Genomic DNA, 12,189 nt, shown 5'->3' with positions numbered 1-12,189 from the left:
CCATTTATTTCGGGAAATGAAGTCACACTTGTGACTACCGATGCAACGGGACAGCAGAGCATTACCAAAAAGCCGTACTATTTTTCCTCCAAGATTCTGGCAAAAGGCATTAATGAGTTTTCAGTAGATGTGGGGGTTCCACGCTACAACTATGGGTTGTATTCAAATGATTATGACGATGCCACCTTTGCCTCAGGTGCGATTCGATACGGCTACAGCAACTCACTGACCTTAAGCGGCGGTGCAGAGGCTTCAACAGATGGCCTGTCGAATCTCGGCACAGGATTTGCCAAGAATGTTTTGGGTATTGGGGTAATTAATGCTGACATCGCAGCGAGCCAGTATAAAGATGAAAACGGCTATTCTGCCTTGCTGGGTTTAGAAGGGCGCATCAGTAAGAACATTTCATTTAACACCAGTTACCGCAAAGTATTTGATAACTATTTTGACCTTGCCCGTGTGTCTCAAGTGAGATATTTAAAAGATAACCAGATCAATGCCGAGTCACAAAACTATCTGAACTACAGTGCATTGGCAGATGAGATTTTTAGGGCAGGGATTAACTATAACTTTTATGCAGGCTATGGGGTTTATCTGGGCTATAACCAGATCAAATATAGTGATAACTCCTATAAATTACTGTCTACCAATTTAAGTGGAAGTTTGGATAAGAACTGGGGTTTTTATGCATCAGCGTATAAAGATTATGAAAACCATAAGGACTATGGAATTTACTTTGCACTGCGATATACCCCGTCCAGTAAAGTGAATGCGATCACGAGTGTATCTAGTGATAGTGGTAGCTTACGGTATCGCCAAGAAATATTCGGTTTGTCAGAACCCCAAATTGGTTCATTTGGCTGGGGCGGTTATGTTGAGCGAGATGAGGATGCGAATGAAAACAATGCGTCGATCTATGCATCTTACCGAGCACGGGCAGCTTACCTGACAGGGCGCTATAACCGATTTGGAGACAACGATCAGGTTGCACTTTCGGCGACGGGTTCATTGGTTGCAGCAGCGGGACGCATCTTTGCGGCCAATGAAATAGGAGACGGCTATGCGGTCGTAACCAATGCAGGGCCGCAAAGTCAAATTATAAATGGCGGTGTTAATCTAGGAGAAACTGACAAGTCTGGAAGGTTTCTGATTCCTAGTCTCATGCCATATCAAGTGAACCATATTTATTTAGATCCATCGTATCTTCCTCTGAATTGGAATGTTAAATCTACAGATCAAAAAACAGTGGTGGGTTACCGTCAAGGAACTTTGGTTGACTTCGGTGCTCATCGGGTCATTTCGGGATTAGTGAAACTTGTTGATCAAAGCAATTCACCGTTAATGCCGGGTTATGCCGTTCGAATTAATGGCCAGCAAGATGGTATTGTGGGCTACGATGGTGAAGTGTTTATTCCAAATCTTTTAAAGCAAAACAAACTTGAAGTCGATCTTCTTGATCATGGCTCCTGCCAAGTTGACTTCACCTATAACAGTAATCAGTACTCAACTAAAAAATTGGGACCTTATGTATGTCATTAAATATTATGAATAAGGCTCAAATAGAGAGCTATAAGTTTTTTCCATTGTTTTTAAAATATTTTGTAGGCATTTGCTTATTTTATCTCGTTTATGCATTTTTTAGTCCGGCACATGCAGCTTGTACGGTAAGTGGGACCACAAATAACACTTTTACCTACACAGCAGCAAATATTAATAGTGATGCAACCGTAAACCTTTCAGGAACAATTACTTGTACGAATTTAGGACTTCCCCAGATTTCTAATTTCATGTGTATGAAAACCGTATTTACGGGAACCACAAATGCAATTAACAGTGTTTCATTACCGTATACGGTTACTGCAACTGTAGGTGGAGCTGGGTCTTCTACCACAAACCAAACCTCCAATGTGTGGTATGGCCCAGTAGCAACAGTCGCATCAAATAATATTGTGAGTTACTCGGTAAATATAAAAGTACCAGCTCGAACGGGGTCTCTCATTGCATACCCTCAAGGAACATATACGGCTTCGGTTCGGTTGTATTGGGATATGGATCTTTTGGGTTTGTCATGTGGTGATTTACTTGGTGGCTGGGATTCAGGCGATACATTGCTAACAGCAAACTTTGTGGTCCCAAGTCTTTGCCAATTAAACTCAACCTCAACTGTTGATTTTGGAAATATCAATGATATTAGTACAACGAGTCGTGATTACACAGCGCAAGGAGCAGTGAATACGACCTGTAATTTTGGAACGCCATATAGTATTTATTTAGGGGATGGAAACAACCGTATAGCTGGGGGCTTTAGGCGTATGATCAATAGTAATAATGAATTTATTCCCTATCAGCTATATAAAGATTCTAACTATAGTACGGTATGGGATGCCACGGGAGGCGTAACCAATGTTGGGGGAACAGGGGGAGTCTCAAAAACAAGTACAGGAAGCGCTCAAACGACTACAGTTTATGGAAAGATTCCGCAAGGTACCGCCATTGCAAGTAGACCTGGCGTCTATTCTGATAGTGTTGTTGTTACAGTGACTTATTAATTTTCTAATCTATTATATAGGAAGTTCTTTTTAAGGCAGAGCTTCCTATAATTCAAATTATATCGCTTGAAAAATGTTCTGAAATAAGTAGTAAAAATCAAATAATTCTTAGCTTTCGGAACTTATTCGTCATCAAAAATAGTTTGACTTAAAAAAACATTCTGTATATTTATTGATTAGTTCTAAAAGAGAACTAGATAAAAGGCAATTAAAAATAAAGGTGAATAAATGTCGAATATTATTTTACATCAATGGGAAATTTCTCCATTTTGTCAAAAAATTTCAAGGGCTTTGAGATTTAAGGGAATTCCATTTGACACAGTTAACTATAACGGCATTCTTGGAGCGAAAGTTCCTCTGCTAAGTAAGGTGGGTAAAGTACCTGTCATTGACCATAATGGTCAGCGAATTCAAGACAGCACTCGGATTGCACGCTATTTAGATGAAGCTTTTCCAGACACACCTCGGCTTTACCCTGAAGATCCAAATCAAAAAGCACTTGCAGAGCTGTGGGAAGACTGGGCGGATGAATCTCTTTACTTTTACGAAATCTATTTACGCGTAAATGACTCAAAAGCTTTAAAAGAAGCGATTCGCATTAGTAGCATTGGTCGTCCAGCTTATGAAAAACCATTGGTAAAAGGTTTTATTTTGGCTGAATTAAAAACGCAGCTTTTCTTTCAAGGCTTAGGACGAATTAAAGCTGAAAATGTTGAAGAAGAGTTTATAAGACACCTCGACCGTATTGAGCAAGTTTTATCAAAAAGTGAATGGTTAATTGGAGACAGTCAAACTATTGCAGATATTGCCGTAGTTGCTCAACTCGGTGAAGTGATTCGCACAAGTAAAAAATTTGGTAAAGAAATTTTGGATCGCCCCTTTATTGCAGTATGGTATAAAAAACAAACAGGATGAAACGTCTATGACATCAGCAATATTAGATAAAAAACGAGATTGTGCAGTTGTTATTGGCGTCGGGGCATCACAAGGTATTGGTGCAGCCGTGAGCCGTCTTTTTGCAAAAGAAGGCTTAAAAGTCTATGTCGCTGGACGTACATTTCAGAAAATTGAAGCAGTCGCTGCTGAAATCCATGCAAATGCAGGGGAAGCTGTCGCGTTCCGTTTAGATGCAGAAGATATACATCAAGTACAGGCCTTATTTGACACAATCACGAGTCAAAATGAGCGTATTAGTGTTGTTATTCATAACGTGGGAGGGAATATTCCTTCTATCTTTTTACGCAGCCCATTGTCGTTTTTTACTCAAATGTGGCAATCCACTTTTTTATCGGCCTATTTAGTTTCTCAAAGCTGTCTAAAAATCTTTAAAGATCAAAATCACGGTACGCTTATTTTTACTGGAGCAAGTGCATCTCTACGTGGTAAACCTTTTTTCGCTGCTTTTACGATGGGGAAATCTGCTTTAAGAACCTATGCATTAAACCTAGCTCAAATCTATAAGACACAAAGCATACATATTGCTCATGTGATTATTGATGGAATAGTCAATGGCGATAGAGTGAATAAAGCATTATTCGGTTTAGGGCGGTTAGCCCGTCTTACCCGTGGAACCGGCGGACTCAATATTGATGCAATAGCAGAAAACTATTGGATGCTTTACCAACAAACTCCACAACTCTGGACACATGAGCTGGATTTACGCCCTTATCAAGAAAAATTTTGAGAGACTAAAATGCTAAAAAAAATATTTCAAAGATTTCAAAAAAAGCAGGGCTGTGTTGTCGTTGCTGGTCATGACCTTCAACTGATTGAGCGTGATTTTGTAATTTTAGATAAAAACGCGCATTTCCCTTTACATCTTTATCAAGTTGTACATGATTCAGCTGTAAAAAAAATGCAAGTTCATTCTTTAAATGATGGTGTGACAGTAGTTCACTTAAATTTAGTGAATGTAGATCATTTAAAATGCTTGTTGCGTTATATTTCAAGTCATGGACATATCATTGAGCTTTGTGTATTTCAGCCGAGTTTTTCATCTTCATCAAATATCGAAGCTTTATCTTTAGAAGAGATTGAACACAGTTGGCAGACCACAGGTTTAAGTGCCGTGAGTGTCGCTCAAGCTGTGATTAAACCTATGCTTAAACAACAGCGGGGCACAGTTATTTTTCTTGGAGCTCCATTTAATAACTCGCCCCATTACGATGTGTTAAGTCAAAGCATGTTTGCAAGCATTCGTGCTTTAGCGCAGTCATTGGCGAGAGAGTTTCAACCTAAAGGCATCCATGTTACCTATTGCATGGTTGAAAAATGGGAAGGGCAAGACCAGCACTTTAGCTCATCTCTCAAGCAAGTATGCCAACACATCTATCAACAATCTGATTCTGCATGGAGCCAAGAGCTCAGCCTATCTTAAAGTTTTACTTTAGTATTTTCTTGAAATACAGTACTGAGCTGAAATGATCATAGAACAATAATTTCGGTAGGTTTTAAATGGTGAATATAAAGAGTTTTCAGCGAACTGCTCAGATCGTGTCGACCTTGGCAGCTTTTATGTGTATTTCTTCACTCGCCCAAGCATATCAATATGATCAAACTGCTCGTTTAGTTAACGAGCGTTTATCTTATATGAAAGATGTAGCAGGTTATAAAGCAGAGCAGCATTTGCCGATTGAAGATTTAACCCAAGAAAAGAAAGTTCTCGATCAATCACTTTCTGAAGCCGAATCTTTAGGTTTAAATAGCGAAACAGTAAAGCCATTTATTGTGACGCAAATGAATGTTGCCAAGGCCATTCAGTATCGCTATCGCGCAGATTGGTTATCGAGTCCAGAAAGCAATTGGAAGCCACAAGATTTAGCAGAAGTACGTTTAAAAATTAGTTCTCTAAACACTGAACTTCTAAAAAATATTGCCGATGAACTTAAGAAAAATAACAATAAAGCGCCTCATAGCTGTAGCTATATGTGGCCTGTTCAGCATTCTCAACTTAAAGACGCTGACAAAAAAGCTTTATGTGTGGCATTAAATAAAATTAAGTTAAGAAAGCAGTAAAACTTTTACATTTGAAACTTAAGTCTTCATCTTCCACTTGTCTGATTTCGTAATTAACATTTTCCCACTGATTTTTGTGCTTTTCGATAAGTAAGCAGGGGAATTGTTGAAAATTATGTCTAAAACTATCATTCATACTTAAGTCTGAAATATGGTTAAAGCATACATTGAATTTAGGGGTGGAAGGCTCATGTAAATCTTTAGATAGAATCAAAACAAGGTTGTAGCAATTCATTATATGGTCGTGTTCTATTTTGAATGTGTCTACTTGATCAAAATTAAAAAAATTTCCATTCATTTCATCTAGGTCTAACATAATTATCCTTATTTTAAAGTAGTGATGAAAATCTATAATTAAGTTGTCGTTCATATTAACTAAAGACAAGCTAATAACGAATTTTTAACCAAGTAATTAAATATTCTAATTCGATGAAAAACAATAATTATTTAACTGTTTTCTAGCCAATATCACATTGACACCCAAAATCTCTCCGATTATCCTTTGCCTGCTGGCCACATTGCCAGTCAGCTTTTGACAGAGCTGGTACAAAAGGCGCACAACAACGTATTATTTCGTTTTGTGCGTTCTCCTAAGTCACGCCTTTATGGTGAGGCTAGGAGGGGCACGCTTGCGTGCGCTGGTTTCCTTTTGTACCAGTCTGTCAACCCTTCTAGTCTTGCCACCATTATTTGACAGTAATTGGTAAGACTCTTCTAAATCAAAAGGAGTCCGCCGTTATGCGTACTATTTCTTCTTTATTGGTCTCTGTCAAAATCTCTCTATTCATTCCATTTAAACAGTCTTTCAAACGGTTTAATCGGCTCTAGGTTTTCTATACCTTAAGAATCCTTACGACTAAAAAATCATAGCAACAATAAACCTGAGATAGGCGAGCACACCATTATTTGTGCCGCTTTTGCATGCCTGTTTTTAGCGCTCAATTTAAGAGTAACGGCAATTCTATCTCTTTTACTTACAACAAAAAATTATTTTAAACGGTATAAAAATGCCAAATTTAGAAGCATCATTTAGAGCATTACGCGTGCTCCACGCGGCAAAAGATTTATTTACTCAACATGGGTTTTACATTGGGATCGATCGAATTATTGAAGAAGCCAAAATTCCCAAAACCACTTTTTATAACTACTTTCACTCCAAAGAAAGGCTCATTCAGATGAGCTTAACTTTTCAAACAGATTCATTAAAACATGAGGTGTTTTCAATTATTCATTCGTACCGCGAACTTATGATGTTTGATAAGCTCAAGAAAGTTTACTTTTTACATGCAAACTTAGAGGGCTTTTATCGTTTGCCATTTAAAGCCATTTTTGAAATTGAAAAGCTTTATCCAGCAGCTTATACGGTCGTCAGCGACTATCGAAAATGGTTCATAAATGAAATTTATAAGTTGCTTTTAACCGTAAAAGTTACCGCTACAGTTGAAGATGCCTACATGTTTTTGTTTGTGATTGATGGGGCAATGGTCCAGCTTTTAAGTGCAAATAAGATCGATGAGAGAGATAAATTATTAGAATATTTTATGTCGACGCTCGCTTAGATTGGTTAGTATTCTAAGGTTTAATTCTTATAAAAAAGCCCTCCGAAGAGGGCTTTTTATTCAATTTGGTTTAGCTTTAAAAGTCAAAAGAGGTTTGTAGATAGAACGTACGTGGCAGTCCTACATACTTACCGCCTGTAGAGTCTGTTGAGCGAGTAAAATATTGCTTATCAAAGATGTTTTTGATTCCACCAGCGATTTTTAAACCTTTAACTTGTGAACTTAAGTCATAAGAGGTACGGACCGCAAAAGTGGTATAACCCGGAATATCTCCATATTTACCATCAGCAGTTTCTTCTGTTTGATAGACATTACTATCTGGAAGATCTGGTGAATGCTGCTTTGACTGCGCAAACATATCCGCATTTAAAGACCATTTATCTACTGTGTAACCTAACCCAACATTACCGACATGACGTGAGTAAAACGGTAGGTCTTTATCTTTAAACTTTCCTGCTTCAGCGACTGCTTTGGTGAAAGTATAGTTGCCATATACTTTTAAGCCTTCCAGTGCATCAGACAATTGACCGAAATCATAGCTAATACCTGTTTCGACACCTTTGTGACTGGTTGCCCCTAAGTCTGTCCAAATCCCGTTATTACCAGCATCGCGAACCAATGAAAGCTCTTTATCAAAGTCTAAATGGAACACGGTAAATTCGGCATTTAAACCATTACCTAGATATTTAGTTCCAATTTCATAGTTGTTCGACTTTTCAGGATGTAAGCCTTCGGTTGTAGCCGTTGCGGTTGTCCCTTCAAGACGAGCTAATTGACTGTATTGCTGTGGACCGAACGATACGCCTGCATTTGCAAATATATTCCAGTTTTCATTTGCTGAGTACATCACGGATAAACTTGGTAAAAATTCGTCTGAATCAATTTTTGGATAAACAGTATTAGGTTGTCCTTTGTTATAACCCGTGAAGTTATTATGGGTTTCAATTGATTCGAAACGAACACCCGGTGTAATCGTCCAACGGCCGAGTTCCATACGGTTGTCGATATATACCGCATGTGCTTTAGTACCGCCTTCGCTGCTACTACGTGGAGCAAAATCTGGCACTGATGAACCTGCTGCATAAGAAGCAGTACGTCCAGCAAATTCAGAACTTTCTTCTTTTAAGTAGCGATAGCCAACCGTCACTTCATTTTGAGTATTACCTAGTTGATAAATACGAGAGTAACGCGGTTCAATTGCATAGACTTTATAATCGCGTGGAGCAGAATCGAGACGCTTGTCACCATTCGCTAAAGTAGTTTCAAGATTACTTGTACGGAAAGAGTCGATGTAGTAACTCAAAACTTCGAAGTTATTTTTTTCATCTTTATGGTTATAACGTAAAGAGACATCTGTACGTCGACCTGCAAAATAGTTTTTTTCACCAGAAGATTGATAAGGGTTTTCAGCATATTGCGCCTGAGTTAAGCCCTCTGGCATTTCGCCGCGACCTTCATAATGATGCAGATTTAAAGCAACTGAGTCTTTATCATTAAATTGATAAGCAGACTTTAGCATTACGTCATCGATATCAATCTTATTATTTGCTTCTCGATAACCGTTTCCTTTAGTCCCTGAATATAAAAGGGCAAGGCCTAAACCATTATCTAAAGTTCCCCCCACAAATAGATTAGGGCTCAGTTTTACTTGGTCAGTACCAGAGGCATATTCTGAAGTTAGGCTAACGGTTCCGCTAAAATCTTGAGGAATTGATCGAGTAGCAAAGTTAATAATTCCGCCTACGTTTTGAGGCCCAAAACGAACCGATCCCGCACCACGTACAACGTCAACTGACTCAATATTACCAATTGAAACAGGTGCTAACGATAACTGTGGCTGACCATAAGGTGCAAATGAAAGAGGAATGCCGTCTACTAGAACTGTTGAGCGAGGTGATAGGCGAGATGCTAAACCACGAACCCCAATATTGAGTGAAACATCACTACCACCTGTGCCACTACTGTCTTGAGCCTGAACTCCAGGAACTTGCTTTAGAGCTTCGCGCAGTGAAGTTGCCGCCGTTTCATCTAAACGCTTACGGTCAATAATAGTTCGAGCGCCAGCATGCTTGTGAACAGTTTCTGCATTTGCTTCTTCTAGCCAGTTACCTTGTGCCTTAATGGTAATAGTCGGTAATGCATTAGTGGTTGTATCTTCAGCATGTGCAGGAAATGCGAGATAAGTACACACAATTCCGATTGCATAGCTAAGCGTAGAAACTTTGAACTTGAAATTTGGGAGTGAAAGAGGGGGTGAAAGAGGGGGTGAGCGGTCCATGTTGATGTATCGAAATCCTAAACGATAATTATAATCATTATAGCGAAAAAGTAACAAAATTTTATAAAATGGTTTATGTTTTTTTTAAGAATTTTAAACTTTTTCTAAAAGATTACTTTTGATAATAATTTCAAATAGCTGACTATGATTTAGATATAAATAATAAGATTCTAGCTAGACATTGGCTGTTAAAAGATGGAAGCCCTCTTATGTGCAGCCACGTATAATTTCTATTTAAAGACACAGTAAGTATAAAAGTGATAGGGGGCTCAAAAGTACACTATTACAAACTTACAGTAGATAATCAGGTAATAAGTTGAGTTTAAAGGCTATTTGTGTGAAATTGAAAATAATTTCATAAATATATTTAATTAAAATCAAAGAATTATTAATTTTTATTGAACATTTGTTATAGGATTTTTATATTAAATTATTGTTTTAATAATCAATAATCATTATTATTCGCGCTAATATTTACATGAACACACAAAATATATATGGAATTTATTAAGTCTCGCAAGAAGATTGCTAAATCAGCAATAGCTTCTTCATTATCAATTGTAGCTACAACTGCAATGGCTGCTCAGGAAAATTCTGTAGCGCTTCCATTAATTCATGTTCAAGCAGATACAGAAGTTGCACAGAGCCTTAAAGTTGATAAATCGGCTAACTCTAAATTTGTCGCACCTCTGTTAAATACACCAAAATCAGTTTCAGTAATTTCAAAACAACTTATTGAAGATACCAAAGTAAATACTTTAAGCGACGCACTTCGTACTGTACCAGGCATTACCTTAGGTGCTGGAGAAGGCGGTAACCCGAATGGGGATCGACCATTTATTCGTGGTTACAATTCAGAAAGTTCGATGTACGTTGATGGTATTCGTAACTCATCATCACAAAACCGTGAAATGTTTGCTATCGAGCAAGTTGAAGTGACTAAGGGGTCTGCTTCTTCTATGGGTGGTGCAGGTTCTGTTGGCGGTAGCATCAATATGATTTCTAAAGTTGCTAAAAAAGGTGACTTTTTAGAAGGCTCTGTACAAGCAGGTACCGATAATTATCAACGTATCACATTAGATGGTAATAAAGACTTCGGTAATGGTACTGCTGGTCGCGTTGTTCTTATGGGGCATAAAAATGAAAAAGCGGGTCAAAGCGATGGCGCTGAATACAAGCGTGTAGGTATCGCACCTAGTATTACATTTGGATTGGATACACCAACACGTGCAACTTTAAGTTATTACTACTTAAGATCTGATGACACTCCAGATTCAGGTGTTCCATATAATTACGATACGGCTAAAAAGGCAACTGTTGGTAAGCCTGTTGATGTTAAACAAGGTATTTACTATGGTTTAAAAGGTCGTGATTTCCAAAAACAAGAAAATCATATTGGTACTTTTAAAGTAGAGCATGATTTAAATGAAAATCTTACTCTTGCTAACACTGTACTCTACAGCAAATCAAAAAATGATTACCTTTGGACTCAGCCAGATGATTCAAAAGGTAATGTAGCAAACGGTAAAGTTTGGCGCCGTATTAACTCTCGAATTACTGACACTGATATTTTCACCGATCAATTATCTTTAAGAGGTAAGTTTAATACTGGAGCTATCAAGCATAGCTTTAATGTCGGTGCAGAATACAGTGATCAAGAGTCAGATAAAGGTAGCTACACAACAACATATCCGGGGTACGCAGGTTCTACAACGGGCGGTTTTAATAGTGATTGTGCTATTAATGATGCATGGTGTACTTCATTAACTAATCCTAATTCTAAAGATGCGTGGTTAGGTGGTCGTATCGCCAATAAAGCAACTACGACAACGACTACAAAAAATACTTCTGTCTATTTATTAGATAATATTGAGTTTAATCCTCAATGGTTACTTGATTTAGGTGTTCGTTGGGATAAGTTTGATACCGAACAGGTGACAAATGCCACTGGCGCTAAAATCGAGAGTAATAAAGATTTTGTTACTTACAATGCAGGCGTAACTTTCAAACCTACTGAAAATGGTAGTATTTATGCAAGTTATGCAACTTCTGCTAACCCTGTAGGTGTTGATGGCGGTGATGGTTCTGAGTCAATCGGTCAAGCTTATATGGACCTTAAACCAGAAGAAAGCCAAACCATTGAATTGGGTACAAAGTGGAACGTTCTAAACGAAAAACTTAATTTAACTGCTGCCATTTTCCGTACAGAGAAACAAAATACACGTATTCAAGTTGACTCAAGCACTTATACGAATGGCGGCGATAGTAAAGTTGACGGTATTGAACTTTCAGCAAACGGAAATATCACTGATAAATGGGCTGTGAGCGCAGGTTACACCTACTTAGATAGTGAAAATACTGATCCAGGGCCAAGTTGTAGTCGTGCTGGTGTATGTAATCCAGAAAATGCAGCTAAGGGTAAGCAACTTCCAAACGTACCTAAAAACTCTGCAACTTTATGGACTACATATAAAGTATTGCCTCAAGTTACTGTGGGTGCTGGCGCTTTCTATGCTGACAAAGTATATGGTGATGCAGCTAATACAAAATGGGTTCCTTCATATGTTCGATATGATGCAATGGCTCGTTATGACGTTAACAAGAATGTTAACTTGCAACTTAACTTAAATAACCTTTCTGATAAGCGTTACTTTACTAAAGCATATGCTTCACACTATGCAACTGAAGCAGAAGGCCGTAGCGCAGTATTATCAGTTAACTTTAAATACTAATAAGTTTAAAAATTTATTAGTTTGAATAAGTAATCTAAAATAGCCTCAATATGAGG

The 12,189-nt window shown here is 38.0% G+C and carries 10 protein-coding genes; 8 read left to right on the top strand and 2 right to left on the bottom strand.

Annotation, left to right across the window (positions count from 1 at the left end; translation table 11 throughout):
• The 6 genes from J690_RS21260 to J690_RS21235 all read left to right on the top strand — a co-directional run.
• On the top strand, positions 1 to 1,539 hold a 1,539-nt coding region (locus J690_RS21260), incomplete at its 5' end, for a fimbria/pilus outer membrane usher protein (protein ID WP_032038224.1).
• Positions 1,530 to 2,549, top strand: coding sequence for a Csu type fimbrial protein (locus tag J690_RS21255; protein WP_032038221.1), 1,020 nt, complete (start codon positions 1,530 to 1,532; stop codon positions 2,547 to 2,549). The genes J690_RS21260 and J690_RS21255, both read left to right, overlap by 10 nt.
• 228 nt (positions 2,550 to 2,777) lie before the next feature.
• Complete coding sequence (locus J690_RS21250; RefSeq protein ID WP_032038219.1) at positions 2,778 to 3,464, top strand: glutathione S-transferase family protein; 687 nt, start codon at positions 2,778 to 2,780, stop codon at positions 3,462 to 3,464.
• Positions 3,465 to 3,471: 7 nt separating this feature from the next.
• Positions 3,472 to 4,233 carry an SDR family NAD(P)-dependent oxidoreductase gene (locus tag J690_RS21245; RefSeq protein ID WP_032038216.1) on the top strand — a complete coding sequence of 254 codons (762 nt, stop codon included), beginning with the start codon at positions 3,472 to 3,474 and terminating at the stop codon, positions 4,231 to 4,233.
• A 9-nt stretch (positions 4,234 to 4,242) separates the two neighbouring features.
• On the top strand, positions 4,243 to 4,926 hold the full coding sequence (locus J690_RS21240; RefSeq protein WP_032038213.1) for an SDR family NAD(P)-dependent oxidoreductase: 684 nt from the start codon (positions 4,243 to 4,245) through the stop codon (positions 4,924 to 4,926).
• A 77-nt stretch (positions 4,927 to 5,003) separates the two neighbouring features.
• Positions 5,004 to 5,564 carry a chorismate mutase gene (locus tag J690_RS21235; protein WP_032038211.1) on the top strand — a complete coding sequence of 187 codons (561 nt, stop codon included), beginning with the start codon at positions 5,004 to 5,006 and terminating at the stop codon, positions 5,562 to 5,564.
• Here J690_RS21235 and J690_RS21230 read toward each other — a convergent pair.
• Complete coding sequence (locus J690_RS21230; RefSeq protein WP_032038209.1) at positions 5,545 to 5,880, bottom strand: hypothetical protein; 336 nt, start codon at positions 5,878 to 5,880, stop codon at positions 5,545 to 5,547. The genes J690_RS21235 and J690_RS21230 overlap by 20 nt on opposite strands.
• A gap of 691 nt (positions 5,881 to 6,571) precedes the next feature.
• Here J690_RS21230 and J690_RS21225 point away from each other — a divergent pair.
• Positions 6,572 to 7,123 (top strand): TetR/AcrR family transcriptional regulator, encoded by a 552-nt coding sequence (locus J690_RS21225; protein WP_032038206.1) that lies wholly within the window; start codon positions 6,572 to 6,574, stop codon positions 7,121 to 7,123.
• A gap of 76 nt (positions 7,124 to 7,199) precedes the next feature.
• Here J690_RS21225 and J690_RS21220 read toward each other — a convergent pair whose 3' ends face one another.
• Positions 7,200 to 9,401: a TonB-dependent receptor family protein gene (locus J690_RS21220; RefSeq protein ID WP_032038203.1), complete on the bottom strand. Its 2,202-nt coding sequence runs from the start codon at positions 9,399 to 9,401 to the stop codon at positions 7,200 to 7,202.
• Between the two features lie 497 nt (positions 9,402 to 9,898).
• On the opposite strand from J690_RS21220, the gene J690_RS21215 reads away from it, so the two are divergent.
• Entirely contained in the window at positions 9,899 to 12,133 is a 2,235-nt protein-coding gene (locus J690_RS21215) for a TonB-dependent receptor (protein ID WP_032038202.1), read from the top strand.
• Positions 12,134 to 12,189: the final 56 nt, after the last annotated feature.

The sequence above is a fragment of the Acinetobacter sp. 742879 genome, from assembly GCF_000588535.1.
GTDB classification, from domain to species: Bacteria; Pseudomonadota; Gammaproteobacteria; order Pseudomonadales; family Moraxellaceae; genus Acinetobacter; species Acinetobacter pittii.
The sequence above is the reverse complement of the archived record's forward strand: the minus strand, read 5'-3'. Positions and strand labels throughout refer to the sequence as shown.